The organism is Synechococcus sp. A15-62 (genome assembly GCF_014280075.1).
GTDB lineage: Bacteria > Cyanobacteriota > Cyanobacteriia > PCC-6307 > Cyanobiaceae > Parasynechococcus.
Genome location: NZ_CP047950.1, coordinates 2,258,532 through 2,274,451, shown reverse-complemented (window position 1 = coordinate 2,274,451; position 15,920 = coordinate 2,258,532). Strand labels below are relative to the sequence as shown.

Annotated in this window: 12 protein-coding genes; 3 read left to right on the top strand and 9 right to left on the bottom strand. The window is 59.5% G+C overall.

Features of this window, described 5'->3' with window-relative positions:
- Positions 1-12: 12 nt before the first annotated feature.
- The 3 genes from rpsF to SynA1562_RS12830 form a co-directional block, all read right to left on the bottom strand.
- On the bottom strand, positions 13-387 hold the full coding sequence (gene rpsF / locus SynA1562_RS12840; protein WP_114988800.1) for a 30S ribosomal protein S6: 375 nt from the start codon (positions 385-387) through the stop codon (positions 13-15).
- A gap of 79 nt (positions 388-466) precedes the next feature.
- The gene (locus SynA1562_RS12835) at positions 467-979 is read right to left on the bottom strand and encodes a Tic20 family protein (protein WP_255445675.1); all 513 of its coding nucleotides are present in this window, start codon (positions 977-979) and stop codon (positions 467-469) included.
- Positions 969-1,838: a shikimate dehydrogenase gene (locus SynA1562_RS12830; protein WP_186494162.1), complete on the bottom strand. Its 870-nt coding sequence runs from the start codon at positions 1,836-1,838 to the stop codon at positions 969-971. The genes SynA1562_RS12835 and SynA1562_RS12830 overlap by 11 nt, the downstream gene beginning before the upstream one ends.
- Before the next feature lie 116 nt (positions 1,839-1,954).
- Here SynA1562_RS12830 and dnaK point away from each other — a divergent pair, with 116 nt between their 5' ends.
- Positions 1,955-3,868: a molecular chaperone DnaK gene (gene dnaK, locus SynA1562_RS12825; RefSeq protein ID WP_186494161.1), complete on the top strand. Its 1,914-nt coding sequence runs from the start codon at positions 1,955-1,957 to the stop codon at positions 3,866-3,868.
- Between the two features lie 619 nt (positions 3,869-4,487).
- On the opposite strand, the gene SynA1562_RS12820 is transcribed toward dnaK, so the two are convergent.
- The 3 genes from SynA1562_RS12820 to psbQ form a co-directional block, all read right to left on the bottom strand.
- A complete protein-coding gene (locus SynA1562_RS12820) occupies positions 4,488-5,822 on the bottom strand; it encodes a serine hydrolase (protein ID WP_255445673.1) in 1,335 nt (444 codons plus the stop codon).
- A 675-nt stretch (positions 5,823-6,497) separates the two neighbouring features.
- Positions 6,498-7,550, bottom strand: a complete 1,053-nt coding sequence (locus SynA1562_RS12815; protein WP_186494159.1) for an FAD-binding oxidoreductase — start codon at positions 7,548-7,550, stop codon at positions 6,498-6,500.
- A 14-nt stretch (positions 7,551-7,564) separates the two neighbouring features.
- Entirely contained in the window at positions 7,565-8,014 is a 450-nt protein-coding gene (gene psbQ, locus SynA1562_RS12810) for a photosystem II protein PsbQ (RefSeq protein WP_186494158.1), read from the bottom strand.
- Between the two features lie 74 nt (positions 8,015-8,088).
- Between psbQ and purU the strand changes: the two genes are divergently transcribed.
- Both purU and SynA1562_RS12800 read left to right on the top strand, forming a co-directional pair.
- The gene (gene purU, locus SynA1562_RS12805) at positions 8,089-8,943 is read left to right on the top strand and encodes a formyltetrahydrofolate deformylase (protein WP_186494157.1); all 855 of its coding nucleotides are present in this window, start codon (positions 8,089-8,091) and stop codon (positions 8,941-8,943) included.
- On the top strand, positions 8,940-10,217 hold the full coding sequence (locus SynA1562_RS12800; RefSeq protein ID WP_186494156.1) for an O-antigen ligase: 1,278 nt from the start codon (positions 8,940-8,942) through the stop codon (positions 10,215-10,217). Before purU ends, SynA1562_RS12800 begins: the two co-directional genes overlap by 4 nt.
- On the opposite strand, the gene SynA1562_RS12795 is transcribed toward SynA1562_RS12800, so the two are convergent.
- From SynA1562_RS12795 to acnB, 3 genes are read right to left on the bottom strand one after another with little or no spacing between them, the layout of a single operon-like run.
- Positions 10,135-11,721 carry a radical SAM protein gene (locus SynA1562_RS12795; protein WP_222929802.1) on the bottom strand — a complete coding sequence of 529 codons (1,587 nt, stop codon included), beginning with the start codon at positions 11,719-11,721 and terminating at the stop codon, positions 10,135-10,137. The genes SynA1562_RS12800 and SynA1562_RS12795 overlap by 83 nt on opposite strands.
- A 56-nt stretch (positions 11,722-11,777) precedes the next feature.
- A complete protein-coding gene (locus tag SynA1562_RS12790; protein ID WP_186494155.1) occupies positions 11,778-13,223 on the bottom strand; it encodes a ClC family H(+)/Cl(-) exchange transporter in 1,446 nt (481 codons plus the stop codon).
- 18 nt (positions 13,224-13,241) lie between these two features.
- Entirely contained in the window at positions 13,242-15,824 is a 2,583-nt protein-coding gene (gene acnB / locus SynA1562_RS12785; RefSeq protein WP_186494154.1) for a bifunctional aconitate hydratase 2/2-methylisocitrate dehydratase, read from the bottom strand.
- Between the last annotated feature and the right edge of the window lie 96 nt (positions 15,825-15,920).

Sequence of the window (15,920 nt, the reverse complement as noted above, 5' to 3'; positions counted from 1 at the left end):
CAACAATGCTGATCAGTCAGCTGATGCAGCGGCTTCGGCCTGTTGCTGTTGAGCAGCTTCGCTGCCCGGCATCACCCGAGGTGCGGGAAGAGGGCCTTCCTGCTTCACGGTCAGGTAGCGGATCACATCCTCACTGAGGCGCATTGCCTTCTCGAGAACAGCGACGTGCTGGCCGTCGCCGTTGTGGCTCAGTTGCACGTAAATGCCTTCCTTGTGCTTCGCAATGGGGTAGGCCAGACGGCGCTTACCGCGCATCTGGTTGTCCAGTACGTCGGCACCAGCTTCCACGAGCATGTCGCGGTACTTGGTGAGATGGCTTTCAACTTCCTCCTCCGGAATGTCCGGACGAAGGATGTACATGGTTTCGTAATACGGATCGTGCGTCATGGGCAGCACCGAAGGGGTATCAGGCTCACCGGAGTGAGCGACGGATCCAACACCTTATCCCCTGGCCTGCCCCAGCACTTCAGTAGAGCTGCATGCGTACGGCCTGGCTGATGCCGGGAAGATCCGGTTCGCGCCCGCGCCAGCACTCCACCAGGGCAAACAGAAGAATGGCCAGCACCGCCACCACGATCGTGCTGGACAGGGTGCTCACCAGCAGGCTGCCGCCGGCAATGGGTTGGAGAAGGATGCCAAACGCAAAGCTCAGCACAACGATCACGATGTCGGTGAGCAGGGCCTGCAGGGTGTTGAAGCGGATGAAGTAGGGAACGGCCGGATTCCGCACTACCGCCAGAAACAGCACGAAGAACAGCAGCAGGCCACCGAAGGGAACCCCCCGATCCAATTGGATCAGCGGTACCGCGGGAACGATCAGCAGTCTCAGCAACGGGATCTGGTTGAACACACCGTCAGCCCCGAGGCCAAAGGGAATGGCGTCACTCCAGGGGAGCAGGTACACCAGCGGTGCGAGCAGCCGCTGCCAGAGGGGAATCTGCACGTTGGAGCTAGGGATTGTTGGGACCTTAGGTCGCAAGAGCAGTCGCGGCGGCGCTTCGCATCGCCTCGACAGGAACGTCGTCGCGTCCACTCCAGAGCCGCAGCGAGGCAGCGCCCTGCTGAACCAGCATTTCGAGGCCATCGATGCAGCGGTGGCCCCGTTGTTGACCAGCTGCAAGCCAGCTGGTGGGCCTGGGTGTGTAGATCAGGTCGTAGAGAACCGCCTCGGGGCTCAGCCTGCACCAGATGTCGGCCCCCAGTGGCATCGCCTCGGGGTCGCCGTGCTGGGCCATCCCGACCGGGGTGGTGTTCACCACGAGAGCCGCTCGCGCGACGGCGTCGTTGAGCTGACCTGCGTTGTCGAGACAGGGCGTCAGGGGGGCCTTGTCCTGCTGCAGATCAGTGATGAAGGCTTGCAGTGCCTCGCTTCGCCGTCCCACAACGGTGATGCTGCTGAGGTTCAGGGTCTGCAGACCGGCGACCACCGCCCGAGCTGATCCGCCGCAGCCGATCACCACGGCATGGCGTCCTGCCCAGGCATCGTTGGCACCGAGGGGTGCAAGAAAGCCCTCCACGTCGGTGTTGGTGCCGGACCAGCCACCGCCTTCTCCCGGAATCAGGGTGTTGACGGCACCGAGCCGTTGCGCCAACGGGCTCCGCTCCTCGCAGAGTGCGGCGATGGCTTGTTTATGGGGGATGGTGACGTTGAGCCCCTGGCAGCCCACGGCCCTGAGACCCTTCAACACCTGATCAAGGCTTTCGCTTTCGCATGGCAGGGCCAGGTAGCGCCAGTTGAGCCCCATGCTTTCGAGGGCTGCGTTCTGCATCACCGGCGAGAGCGAGTGGCGCACTGGATTGCCAAGTAGGCCCACAAGGCTGGTGCCGCCGTTGATCATTGCCAGGGTCGGATCGCTTCACCAGCCTGCCTGTTCGGGAACCACACCTCGCCGGTCACCGGGTCTGCTGTGGAGGATGAGCCCATTCAAATCACCAATTCTGGAGGTGGGCACCGATGGGCAAGGTTGTCGGCATTGACCTTGGCACCACGAACAGCTGTGTTTCCGTGATGGAGGGCGGCAAGCCCACCGTGATCGCAAACGCCGAGGGCTTCCGCACGACGCCTTCCGTGGTTGCTTACACCAAGAACCAGGATCAGCTGGTGGGTCAGATCGCCAAACGTCAGGCGGTGATGAACCCAGACAACACCTTCTATTCCGTCAAGCGTTTCATCGGCCGTCGGGTTGATGAGGTGAATGAGGAGTCGAAAGAGGTGAGCTACGGCGTTGAGAAGGCCGGCTCCAACGTGAAGGTGAAGTGCCCGGTTCTCGACAAGCAATTCGCGCCTGAAGAGGTTTCCGCTCAGGTGCTGCGCAAACTGGCTGAGGACGCCGGTAAGTACCTCGGCGAAACCGTCAGCCAAGCGGTGATCACCGTTCCGGCTTACTTCAACGACTCCCAGCGCCAGGCCACCAAGGACGCCGGAAAGATCGCTGGCCTTGAGGTGCTGCGCATCATCAACGAGCCCACCGCTGCGGCTCTGGCCTATGGCCTCGACAAGAAGAGCAACGAGCGCATTCTGGTCTTCGACCTGGGCGGTGGCACCTTCGACGTCTCTGTTCTGGAAGTTGGCGACGGTGTGTTTGAGGTGTTGTCCACCGCTGGTGACACGCACCTCGGCGGTGACGACTTCGACAAAGTGATCGTTGATCACCTGGCCGAGACGTTCAAATCCAACGAAGGCATCGATCTGCGTCAGGACAAGCAGGCCTTGCAACGCCTCACCGAAGCCGCTGAAAAAGCGAAGGTCGAGCTGTCCAACGCCACCCAGAGCGAGATCAACCTGCCGTTCATCACGGCCACACCTGAGGGTCCCAAGCACCTGGATCTCACCCTCACCCGCGCCAAGTTCGAGGAACTGGCCTCCAAGCTGATCGACCGCTGCGCCATGCCTGTGGAGCAGGCGCTCAAGGACGCCAAGCTGTCCTCCGGCGAGCTGGACGAGATCGTGATGGTGGGTGGTTCCACCCGCATCCCGGCCGTGCTCGAACTGGTGAAGCGCATCACCGGCAAAGACCCCAACCAGACGGTGAACCCCGACGAGGTGGTGGCTGTGGGTGCTGCCATTCAGGGCGGTGTGCTGGCTGGCGAGGTGAAGGACATCCTTCTGCTTGACGTCACGCCCCTCTCCCTGGGTGTGGAAACCCTCGGCGGTGTGATGACCAAAATGATCACCCGCAACACCACGGTTCCCACCAAGAAGACCGAGACCTACTCCACGGCTGTGGATGGTCAGACCAATGTGGAAATCCACGTGCTCCAGGGTGAGCGCGAGATGGCGTCCGACAACAAGTCGCTTGGAACCTTCCGTCTCGATGGCATCCCCCCGGCTCCCCGGGGCGTGCCTCAGATCGAGGTGACCTTCGACATCGACGCCAACGGCATCCTCAGCGTCACCGCCAAGGACAAGGGCAGCGGCAAGGAGCAGTCCATCTCGATCACCGGCGCGTCGACCCTCTCGGATTCCGAGGTCGACAAGATGGTGAAAGACGCTGAGGCTAACGCCAGCGCTGACAAGGAGAAGCGCGAAAAGATCGACCTCAAGAACCAGGCCGAAACCCTCGTTTACCAGGCTGAAAAGCAGATGGGAGAACTGGGCGACAAGGTTGATTCCGACGCCAAGGCGAAGCTCGAGGACAAGCGCCTCAAGCTCAAGGAAGCCACCGAGAAGGATGACTACGACGCGATGAAGACCCTGCTGGAGGAACTGCAGCAGGAGCTCTACACCGTGGGTGCGTCCGTCTATCAGCAGGAAGGGGCTGCAGCTGGTGCTGGTGCGCCTGGTGCTGACGCCGGTGCCGGTACCAATGCCGGTGGTGGCGATGCCAGTGACGACGTCATCGACGCGGAGTTCACCGAGACCAAGTGAGTTCAGTGATTCTCTGAACTCTCACTAATGATTCAGTGATAACCCTCAAAGCATCTGCCCTCACTGATTGACTCAGTGAGGGCAATTTTATTTATAGAAATTTTGCAACTTGTAATGCTGGACATAATTTATGCACATTTTTAGACAGCCTCTTTGTTAAAAGTGAAATCAACGGATGGAATTAAAAAATTTGATGATCAGAGTTGAGTAGACCAGGACTCTCTCTCGCAAGCCTTCAAATCTAGTTTTTGCTCCGATAAATAGAATGTAGTCATGCAGCCTGTCCTTGGTATTTTAATGCTAAAAAATGTATGCTATCAATATTGCTTGTGATAAATTCTCTTCTATTTGTCATCAAATGATTTAATGATTTGCGTGAGCAATGGTTTTGAAAATATGATTGTCATCTAATAGATATTAGTTAATTCTATTGTCAATAAGTAATTGATATATGCATTTGATTTAGGTCAATATTCATTGCGTTGAGGCATTGAATGCGATAGTTTCTAAATGTTTATTTTAAAATTGCTTCAAATTTAGAGACTTCATTTTGCAAAATAAAATAATGTTTACAACGAGTTTGGGATTTTTGGTGTTGCCTTGATGGTGTCGGTTTATGTCACTGAGTCCTTTGATTTTTTAGAATCCCTTTTTTTTGTTCCTGTATTCCTGTGTTTATGTGTGAACGACGTGGCTTACTGCTGAATTTATCGGGTTTGCCTCTTCGAAGAGCTAAGAGAACTTGGGCTCCAAATGCATTTTTATCAAAGCCTCCTTTTTTAGGTGTTTGCCCCAAACGAACGATTACTGCGCACTGTGATGGGGCTATCAGCAGCAATTGTCCCTGAAAACCTTCCGCTGAATAACTGTCATTTGGTAAATCTGGTCGTGATTTACGACTGCTCAACCACCAGTGAGCTCCATATTTTTGTCTTGACCCATGAGTTGAGCGGCGAGCCTCTTTAACCCATTTTTTTGGTATGAGCTGCTCACCATTCCATTTCCCATTATCCAAATAGAGTTGACCAAATCGAGCCCAATCTTGTCCACTGGCTAAAACCCCTGATGAGCCAACAAACGTTCCACTTTTATCGGTTTCGAAAACGGCAGATGTCATTCCTAAAGGTTCGAACAACTCTTGTGAGGGGAACTTCCAATAGAGCTCATCGTTGTCGATGGAATGCCTCAGCATCCGGCTGAGAATATTGGTTGGCCCCGATGTGTATTTCCACTTTTTGCGAGGTGACTTATCCAAAGGTTTTCTGGCGGCGAAGTGCGCCATATCTTTTTGCTGCAACATCTGCAGAAGATCTGAATTTAGCTCTCCGCTCTCTTCGAACGCTAGACCGCTTCTCATTCTTAGGAGTTGATTCAAACTGATCTCATGCCGTGGGTCTTGAGGATCACTCCATTCAGGAACGATCGGAGGGTGGGTCGGATCAAAAAGTCCTTCTTGGATTGCTCTGCCAATTAGGGCATGAGCAACACTTTTGCTCATAGACCAGCCGCGCAGAGGAGCATCAGGATTAACGCCTTTTGCGTAGCGCTCAGCCATCACCCATCCGTCCTGTACTACCACCACAGCGCGGGTTCGTTTTGGTGAGCCAGGGTCCTCCTCGCGAAATGCGTCATCGAGCACCTTGGTCAGAGCCTTCCAATCGATTTCGGGCGGATTAGTACTTGCCGAGTCGACAAGTGGCCAAGGATTAATACTTGAACTTGGATTCCTTGTGGTAGCGTTAACTTGCGATAGGCGAGGATTAGCAAAGTGTCGGTATCGTTTACCTCTGCCAAATGCCATCGCTTCGAGAGCTAATGTCGGTGCAACAGCTAAAAAGCGAGACATAAATGCTTGCAGCTTAGTATTTGTTAATGAGCTCTGCGCTACATAGTTATATATACGATGAAGCCACACTAGCGGTGCATTAAAAATTCTTCTAAACAATTTCACCATCCTGTAAGGCTTTGGAGGAAAGGTCGTTTGATGTTGTGATGCCCGCTTGCCCATTTAAAAGCTGTTAGCCCTTATACTATTATTAACATATTTGCTGGAGTATTCAGAGAAAACTCGCTGCTGACATTAGAGCATATCCATGCTTGTTGTTTTTGTCATGAATTCTTGACGCAAGCCAGGCGTATTTGGGTTTATTTTTTGCTTGCAATAAGCTTAGATAAAGTGAACATGCATTCCGCTTTTATTCCCTTATGTGGAATGATTGAGGCACATTATTGATACGATGTGCAGTTCCGGTTTGTTCCTCTATTGAGTTTTGATGCGTGGAAAATTTACATTAATATTTAACACAGCATGCAGACGAGAAAAAGCAAATGTTTGAAATCATGTTCAAACCAATAGCCACCTTCGATTCGCAATCTTCGTATTCACTCATCGCTTCTCTGCCATTGCTTCCTATCCATGTGGGTGGCGTCAAAATGCATTGGAGTTCGGTTCTGTTTCTTGCAAAAATCTTCTAGGAGTCCTTGCTTTGGTTCGTATTTGGTTTTGGTCGATCGATGGATTACTTGGATATGACAAGGAAGAAGTTTGCCAGTATTGTTATTTGTAAATTTACCGAATGTAAGTGATGGTTGCTTCGTCAACTCCATAGGGCCCTGCGGGGCCCTTTTTTTATGCTTGCTCAACGGCAGTGGTGACCCACTCGGCGGTGCCAGGCGTGAGCAGAACACCGTTGCGGTAGTGCCCACTGGCCAGGATCAATCCAGGTTCCAGCTCCTCCAGCAGAGGGGCGGGGCGATCCATGGGCCGGGCTCGCAGGCCACTCCAATTGCCAACCACCGTGGCTGAGCACAGCCACTCCGGTGCCCGCTCATTGAGGTTGCGCATTAAGGTCAGCGGATCCTCCGAAGCACGATCGCCCGGTTCCACGGTTGCCCCGAGTAGCAACCGTCCGGGTGCGGTGGGAATCAGGTTGAACCCCTGATTCACCAGTACCGAGGGCCAATTGCTCCAGGTTGTCGGACCCGTTGTCAGTCTTAGTGACAGGGCCTGGCCCAACACGGGTGTCATCGGTCGGACCTGGCCCAGTGGTTCCAGCAAGACGTCCGAGTTCAGGGCTGTGCAGAGCACCACACAGTCGTGAATGGAGCTGTTTCCATCGGTGTGGTGCACACGCCAGTGGTTGTCGTTGCGCTCCAGATGGACCACCGCTGTGGCATTTAGCTCCGCGTTTTGCTCTGCCAGCGCTTTTCGCAGGGCTTGTTGCAGCAGCAGGGGATCAATCCGACCGTCGTGGCGCGAGTGGAGGCCACCGTGGCTGGCCGTTGGCCAGACCGTTGCCAGGTCAGCGTTGTTGACCATCTGTAGCCCCAGGTCAACGCGTTGGGCGGCCAGCGACTCCATCCTCTCCGCCGCTTGTTCGTCCCTGGCGATTTGCAGCAGGCCCGGATGGAGCTTGAGATCAGGCTGGTGAGCCTGCAGCATTTCGATCCATTGCGGCCAGAGCTCCATGCTCCGGCGGCGCAGCCTCCAGCCCCGTCCGCTGCGGCGGCGGAACACATAGCCCATCAGCACCCCGAGGGACGCCGATGTACCACTGAGATCCTTTGCTGATCCCTCGCGATCAACCGACTGGTTCAGGCGAGGGTCGTAAAGAGAAACATCGTGCCCTTGTTGGGCCAGATGCCAGGCGGTGCCAAGGCCGATGGCCCCGGCACCAATCACTCCAATGGAGCGGGTCAGTTGAAGGCCTCAGCCGGGAGGAGGTCGCTGTAAGCGTCAAATCCGGCAGCTACGAGGCTGTAGGACTTCTGCAGGCGGCTGAAGTCCTGCAGGCGGGCCGCTTCATCCAGATTGGCCAGAGCTTCTTTCAAGGAGCGGGCCACCTTGGTGGCTTCCTTGCGCTCACTCTTATCGAGGCGCTGATTGATGTACGACATTTCCCGGCTCACTTCCTGCATGGGGCCATGCAGGAGATTGCGGGTGAACACCCAATCCTTTTCACTCACCAGCCGGGCCAGATCAGGAAGACGGGATTTTGCTTCTTCAAAGGCTGCGGTCTGGCGGCGGATTACGCCCAGATCGTCAGGACTGATGCCGGCAGCGTTTACGGCAGCCGGGGCCATTAGACCCAGGCTTATAGCGACGCAGAGGCAGAACGCGGCTAGGCGGCTCAGAGCCTTCAGCATGGTGATCGAAAATTTCCTTGCGACTTTAACCAGCCCCTCCTGCGCGGGAGAATTTTGTTTTTCAAAGCGTTGTTGTGAGTGACGCCACGGTCATCCTCCAGATGATCTGCCCTGATCGTCCGGGCCTGGTCAGCGAACTGGCGGGTTGGGTGGCAGCCAATGGCGGCAGCATTCGTCATGCCGATCACCACACGGACGCGGGAGCAGGGTTGTTTCTCAGCCGGATTGAGTGGCAGCTCCATGGATTCGGCATACCCCGGGATGTGCTTCCTGAAGCGGTTCAGACCCTGGGACAGCGGCTGGGTGGGGAAGCGCAGCTCCATTTCTCAGATGAATTCCCCCGCGTAGCGATCTTTGCAAGCAAGCAGAGCCACTGCCTGCAGGACTTGCTCTGGCGGGTTCAAAGCGGGGAGCTGCCGATGCAGGTTCCCCTGGTGATCGCCAACCATCCGGATCTGGAATCACTGTGTGCGTCGTTTGATGTCCCTTTCGTTTGTGTGCCGGTCAGTCGTGACACCAAGGCGGAAGCGGAGCAGCAGGTTTTGGAGCTGCTTGAACAGAACAAAGTTGAACTGGCGGTGCTGGCCAAATACATGCAGGTGCTGAGCAGTGATTTCCTCGAGCGTTTCCCCCAGGTGATCAACATTCACCATTCCTTTCTGCCTGCGTTCAAGGGGGCTCAGCCGTACCACCGGGCCTGGGACCGTGGGGTCAAGCTCATCGGCGCAACAGCTCACTACGTCACCGAAGATCTGGATGACGGCCCAATCATTGAGCAAACCACCGTTCCCGTCAGCCATCGGGACGAAGTGGAGGATCTGATCCGCAAGGGCCGTGACACGGAACGCCTTGCCTTGGCGCGGGCCCTTCGTCTGCATCTGCGCCGTCAGGTGATGGTCTATCGCGGGCGTACGGCTGTTTTTGCATGACCTCTGATCGTGGCGGTCAGGCCTTCCGGCTTGGCCTGTTTCTGCTTCCCTCTAGTGCTCTGCTCTCGGGCATCTGCCTCTTTGTGGCTTGTGTCAGCGGCAGTCGGGGCCGGGATCGGCCTATCTGGCAGGCCCGCTGGACCCAACCGTTTCTGGTTGCGGCTGTGTTGATGCTGGTGGGTGCGCTGGGGGCGGAAACAGGGTCGCTGGCCTGGGCTGGGTTGGGCAATTGGTTGCCGTTGTTCTGGGCCTTCTGGGCTTTTCAGCCCCATCTGGCCAGCGAACAGCAGCGCCGTCAGGCCGCTTGGATGCTGGTGGCCGGCACCTTGCCGGTGCTGCTCACCGGCCTGGGGCAAATGTTTCTGGGTTGGCAGGGACCCTGGCAACTCGGAGGCGGCGCCATCATCTGGTTCGTCGCGCCCGGTGGTCAGCCGCAGGGGCGACTCTCGGCCCTGTTTGATTACGCCAACATCGCCGGTGCCTGGCTCGGGGTGGTTTGGCCGTTGATGCTGGCGGCTGTGCTGCGGCCTGATGGTTGGTGGCGGCGTGGTGCTGCTCTGGTGCTCACGCTTTCAACGGTTCTGGCCGTTGTGCTCACCCAGTCGCGCAATGCCATGGGAGCGCTGGCCTTGTCGGTTCCCTTTGTGATGGGGCCGATGCAGTGGTTTTGGTTGCTTCCCCTGCTGCTGCTCCTGGCCTCGCCGTTGTTGTTGGTGGTGCTCCCCGGTGTCCCGTCCGGATGGCGCCAACTGGCGATGGCCCTAGTACCCGAACCGATTCTTGATCGACTTCTGGAACGGGGAGGGCCCACCGCCTGGAAACACACCCGTCTGGGGCAGTGGGGGTATGCCTTGGAGTTGGTTGCGGCCCGCCCCTGGCTGGGCTGGGGGGCAGCCGCCTTCAGCGTGCTGTACCCGATTTATGCGGCCAAGCGTTGGCATGGCCATTCCCACAATCTCCCCCTGGAGTTGGCGATCAGCCACGGCCTTCCGGTGATGCTGTTGGTTGTCGGAACGGTGCTGCTGTTGCTGGTGGTGGCTCTGCGGCGCGGAATCCTGCAGAAAGCACCCATGGAACGGGCCTGGTGGACCGCCACGCTGGTGCTGGTGGCGATGCATGCCACCGACCTGCCGTTGTTCGACAGTCGCCTCAACATCCTGGGCTGGACGCTCTTGGCGGGTTTGGCTGCTTTTAATCAGGAGTTTGGGCAGACGCAACAGCCAAGGCCTGATCGTGATGGTCCCGCAGCATCGCCGGAGCCAGGGGCCCCCTGAGGTGGGTCCAAGGGAGGGTCCGTGAAGCGTCCCATGGCTCGTGGATCACCGTGCTCCAGGGCGGCGGAGGCGGCAGAGTTGGCCCTGGCATTGGCTCGATTTCACCGTTGAGGGCAGCTCGGTAGGTCTTCTTCCAGCCCCCCATGCTTTCGCGTCCCTCGCCAACAGCTGCGATCACCGGCGCCAGGCGACGGTCGCTGCGGGAAAGCAGGGCCTGAATCACGCTCCACCCATAGCTCTCTGGGCGGAACTCGATTCCCTTCGGTTTCAACCGTTTGGCTAGACGTTTGAGGCGCTTCTCGGCTTCCGGTCGGACGCCCTCCCACTGGAAGGGGGTCTGGGCTTTGGGCACAAAGGTGCTTACCCCGAGGGTGAAGCGCAGTCCAGCGGTTCCTTTCTTGAGCGCCAGGAGCAGATCCGCCGTTGCCTCCACGTCGTCATCCGATTCCGTCGGCAGGCCCACCATCCCGTAGAGCTTGAGACCCGTGAGGCCGCCTTGTTTGGCATGGCAAGCCGCTTCATGGATGGCTTCCGTGGTGAGTTTCTTGTTCACCACTTCGCGCATCCGCTCACTGCCGCTTTCGATGGCAATGGTGAGCGAGCGGCTGCCCCGTTTGGCCAGGATCCGACCCAACTCAGGGGTCACAGTGGCGGCCCTCACCGAGCTGACGCTGACGCGGGTCCCATCGAAACGATCCTGATCCAGCCAGTGCAGGAGATCGGCGAACTGGGGATGCTGGGTGACGGAGGCCCCCAGCAGGCCGAGGCGCTTGGTGGCTTTCAGGCCTTTTTCCACAGCCGGGATCAGGCCGTTATCCAACGACGGTGTCCGGAAGGGCAGCGTCAGGTAGCTGGCCAGACAGAACCGGCACAGTTCAGGACAACTGCGCACCACCTCCACCATGTGGATGTCGGGCCAGGCGGCCTCGGGGGTGACCACCGTTGAGTGACTGAGGGTGTTGCCGCGCCAGGTCTGTTTTTCCACCTGGGCTGGAACCGCTGGATCGATCGGTTCCACGCCAATCAGCTCCCCGTTTGGGTTGTACTGCGGGGCATAGAGCGACGGCACGTACACCCCCGGCACCTGAGCCAGCTGTCGCAGCCGCTGCGCTCGCGGTGCCTCTCGGCAGTTCTGCAGCGCATCGATGAAGGCGGGCAGCAGCAGTTCACCGTCCCCGAGCAGCACGGCATCAAAAAACGGTGCCAGGGGCTCGGGGTTGGCCGTCAGCACCGGTCCGCCGCCGAACACGATCGGGTCCTCATCCCCCCGCTCCAGAGCCCAAACCGGAATCCGCTGGTTCTGCAGCAGCTCCGGCAGTACCGGTCCATCCAGTTCCCAGCTCAGGGAGAGCCCGAACAGATCGATGTGGCGTGGCATCGCATCGCCCTGATCGGTGAACAGCCGGCGCACGTCCACATCCGACCGCTGCGCAAGCGTCGCCCAGACGATCTGATAGCCGAGGCTGGTGATCCCCACCGAATAGGTGCTGGGAAAGGCCAGCACGGCCTTGAGGGCCTCGGGGTCCGGCGTGGCCGGATCGAAGAGCAGCGTTTCCTGGTTCAGCTGGGGTCTCCTGTTGGGCCTGATGGCGGGGTTGGCGGCGTGAACGGACGTCTGTAGTGGTTGAGCTTCATCGCCATCCGATCTTCAGCATCGAGTTCCATGCCCATCTGACGTTCGTAGATCGAGTGGGGATGGAACAGTCGGGCGATCACGAAGCTGGTGAGGCAGGCCACCAGGATCGGTTTGAGGATCAGCAGATCCTTGGTGAGGGCAAAGGCCAGGAACATCGCCGAGATCGGCGTGCGGGAACAGCCGGCGACAAAGGCGCCCATGCCCGCGAACACATAGGTGGTGGGCACATGGCCGGTGAGGGCCTCCACGCCAAATCCACCGGCCAGGCCAATCGCCCCTCCGAGCGTCAGCATCGGCATGAACAGCCCCCCTGGTGCTCCCGAGCCCGCTGCTAGGCCAGTGCTGAAGAAGAGCACCACAAAACTGGCGAGGGCCAGGCTGATGTCGGCTTTCCCGGCTCCTATCAGGTGCTTCAGTTCACTGGGGTTATGGAAGGCATCCGGCAGGGCCGCATAGACGCAGCCCAGCACGAGCCCGCTCACAGTCATGCGCAGGATCAGTCGGTCTCCGAACCAACGGCTGCCCTGCCTCTGCATGGTGAGCACGTAGCGGGTGTAGAGCTCCGCCAGCACACCGATCACCACACCTAAACCAACCAGATACAGCAGATCCACCGGCAGGAAGCGCACCAGGGGTGTGTACTCCCGTTCCAGTTGAAACCCGATGGTGCTGTTGAGCCCGCCGCCCCCGGGGTTGAGGCCGAGAAAGCCGAGCACATCCGCCAGCGTGTCGGCCGAGAAGGTGGTGATGATCACCAGCAGCAGCACCACGGGCCTGGCGGAGTGGAGCAGCTCCTCGATCGCGTAGATGAATCCACCGATGGGAGCGCTGAACACTGCGGCAATACCGGCACCGCCACCGGCGGCCACAATCACCCGGCGAAAGGCCACCGGTGCCCGCAGCCAGCGGGACATCTGCCAGGCCACGGAGCCGCCCATCTGAACGGCGGGGCCTTCCGGGCCCAGGGGGAAGCCCGAGCCGATGGCAATGATTCCCGCCACCAGTTTCACCAGGCCCACCCGAAGCCCCATCGGAACCGACCGGTGGCGCAGGAAGCCCATGATGTGGGTGATCCCGGCTCCGCCAGCGGCTGGAGACAGGTTGGTGATCAACCAGGCCGAAACCATGCCGCCGATAGCGCCGAGGGCGGGGAGCACCACCCAGGCTGGAAATTCATCGAGCAGGTCGAGCCGCCAATCCCGCAGCAGGTTGATGCCGCTGGTGAACAGCAGGCCGGTGATGGCAGCTCCAAGGCCCGTGAGCGCCAGAGCCAGAACCACCACCAGCCAGCGGCGTTCCAACAACCTCCTGATGCTCCGGCTTGAGCCCAGGAGGTGGCGTCGTTGTTTGGGTTCGCTCAGGGATGGCACAGATGAGGTGATCCGAGGTCAGGCCTGCGCCAGAACGGTTGCTTCGTCGTCAGCACTGACCACACGCCCCTGGTCTTCAAAGCCGCTGATCTGATCGAAGTTCAGGTAGCGGTAGAGCTCATCGGAGAGGGGATCGATTTTCTCGGCCGCAATGCTGCGGTACTCCTCCGGGGTGGGAATGCGTCCCAGCTGGGCGCAGACGGCGGCCAGTTCGGCGCTGCCCAGATACACCTGAGCACCCTTGCCCAGGCGGTTGTTGAAGTTGCGGGTGCTGGTGGAGAACACGGTGGTGTTGTCCTCCACCCGGGCCTGGTTGCCCATGCAGAGGGAGCAACCCGGCATCTCCATGCGGGACCCAGCGGCCTCGAAGGTGGCGTAGTAGCCCTCCTCTTTCAGCGTCTCTTCGTCCATCCGTGTTGGAGGGCAGACCCAGAGGCGCGCTGTGTTCTGGCCGGCGCCTTCAAGCACCTTGGCCGCGGCGCGGTAATGGCCGATGTTGGTCATGCAGGAGCCGATGAACACCTCCTGCACCGGGTCACCAGCCACCTCGCTGAGCAATTTCACGTTGTCGGGATCGTTGGGGCAGGCCACCACCGGTTCGGTGAGCTCGTCAAGGTTGATCTCCAGCACTTCTGCGTACTCAGCATCAGCGTCAGCGCTCATCAGCTGCGGGTTCGCCAGCCAGGCCTCCATCTCCTTGATCCGGCGGGCCAGGGTGCGGGCATCGCTGTAGCCGCGGGCGATCATGTTTTTCAGCAGCGCCACGTTGCTGCGCAGGTATTCGCTCACCGTGTCTTCGGAGAGCTTGATCGTGCAGCCGGCGCAGGAGCGTTCGGCGCTGGCATCGGTGAGTTCGAAGGCCTGTTCCAGCTTCAGGTCGGGCAGACCTTCGATTTCCATGATCCTGCCGTTGAACAAGTTCTTCTTGTTGGCCTTTTCAACGGTGAGCAGTCCCCGCTGAATGGCCACCCAGGGGATGGCGTTCACCACGTCCCGAAGCGTGACACCCGGTTGCAGGGATCCGCTGAAGCGCACCAGCACCGATTCAGGCATGTCCAGTGGCATGGCGCCGATGGCGGCAGCAAAGGCCACCACACCAGATCCGCCTGGGAAGGAAATGCCGAGGGGGAAGCGGGTGTGGCTGTCGCCGCCGGTGCCGACGGTGTCGGGCAGAAGCATCCGGTTCAGCCAGCTGTGGATGATGCCGTCACCGGGCCGAAGAGCCACGCCACCGCGCTGGGCGAAGAAGTCGGGCAGTTCGTTCTGGGTCTGCAGATCCACCGGCTTCGGATAGGCGGCGGTATGGCAGAAGCTCTGCATCACCAGGTCGGAGGAGAAGCCCAGGCAGGCCAGTTCCTTCATTTCGTCCCGCGTCATCGGGCCGGTGGTGTCCTGGGAGCCGACGGTGGTCATCAGCGGTTCGCAGCTGGTGCCGGGTCGGACGCCCGCGAGACCACAGGCCTTGCCCACCATCTTCTGCGCCAGGGTGAAGCCCTTGCCGGTGTCTGCCGGGGCTGAGGGGCGGATGAACAGATCCGACGGGGTGAGGCCAAGCTTGGCGCGCACCTTGTCGGTGAGGGCGCGGCCGATCATCAGGGGGATGCGACCGCCGGCCCGCACCTCGTCGCTGATCGTGCTGGGCTTCAGTTCGAACCGACTCACGACCTTGCCGTCCCGTTCGATCGTGCCGGCGTGGGGGCGAATGGTGATCACATCACCGGTGTTCAGGTCGGTCACATCGCATTCGATCGGCAGGGCACCGGAGTCCTCAGCGGTGTTGAAGAAGATCGGGGCGATCTTGCCGCCGAGGATCACACCGCCCGCCCGTTTGTTGGGCACATGGGGAATGTCATTGCCGGTGTGCCAGAGCACCGAATTGATGGCGCTCTTGCGGGAGCTGCCGGTTCCCACCACATCACCGACGTAGGCCACGGGATGGCCCTTTTCTTTAAGGCTTGCGATGGTCTTCAGGCCCTCTGGATCCCGGGTCTCGAGCATCGCCAGGGCATGGACGGGGATGTCCGGCCGGGTGGTGGCATGGGTGGCCGGCGACAGATCGTCCGTGTTGGTTTCGCCTTCAACCTTGAACACCGTCACGGTGATGCTGTCGGCCAGTTCGGGCTTGGCGGTGAACCACTCGGCTGCGGCCCAGCTGTCCACAACCTGCTTGGCGAAGCGGTTGTCCGCCGCCAGATCCATCACCTCGTTGAAGGCGTCGTAGACGAGCAGCGTTCGGCTGAGTCCCTCAGCAGCACAGCCCGCCAGCGCAGCGTCGGAGTGCTTCAGCAGCTCGATCAGAGCGGCGACGTTGTATCCCCCCACCATCGTTCCCAGCAGGCGGGTGGCGTCCAGTGGTGACACCAGGGGGCTCTTGGCGTCTCCCTGAGCCACGGCACTGAGCCAGGTGGCCTTCACATAAGCCGCTTCATCCACACCCGGGGGGATCCGCTCGCTGAGCAGGTGCAGCAGGAATTCCTCCTCGCCGGCGGGAGGGTTCTGCAGCAGCTCGGTCAGTCCCTGGGTCTGCTCGGCGTTGAGCGGAAGAGCGGGAACGCCCTGGGCTTCCCGGGCGGCGGCCAGCTCGCGGTAAGCGCTCAGCATGGAGATCTCTGTGCAGGGATGACCACCATTCTTCCGGACCGTGTCTGTTGCCAGTGAGCGGGGTGCGTAGCCTTGGTCGGAGTCTCGCGTCCAGTC

Excerpts from the sequence above, each read along its gene's own strand:
- SynA1562_RS12830 (WP_186494162.1), bottom strand. The coding sequence starts at position 1,838 with ATGATCAACGGCGGCACCAGCCTTGTGGGCCTACTTGGCAATCCAGTG.
- dnaK (WP_186494161.1), top strand. The coding sequence starts at position 1,955 with ATGGGCAAGGTTGTCGGCATTGACCTTGGCACCACGAACAGCTGTGTT.
- psbQ (WP_186494158.1), bottom strand. The coding sequence starts at position 8,014 with ATGCTGAAGGCTCTGAGCCGCCTAGCCGCGTTCTGCCTCTGCGTCGCT.
- SynA1562_RS12820 (WP_255445673.1), bottom strand. The coding sequence starts at position 5,822 with ATGGTGAAATTGTTTAGAAGAATTTTTAATGCACCGCTAGTGTGGCTT.
- SynA1562_RS12800 (WP_186494156.1), top strand. The coding sequence starts at position 8,940 with ATGACCTCTGATCGTGGCGGTCAGGCCTTCCGGCTTGGCCTGTTTCTG.
- rpsF (WP_114988800.1), bottom strand. The coding sequence starts at position 387 with ATGACGCACGATCCGTATTACGAAACCATGTACATCCTTCGTCCGGAC.
- acnB (WP_186494154.1), bottom strand. The coding sequence starts at position 15,824 with ATGCTGAGCGCTTACCGCGAGCTGGCCGCCGCCCGGGAAGCCCAGGGC.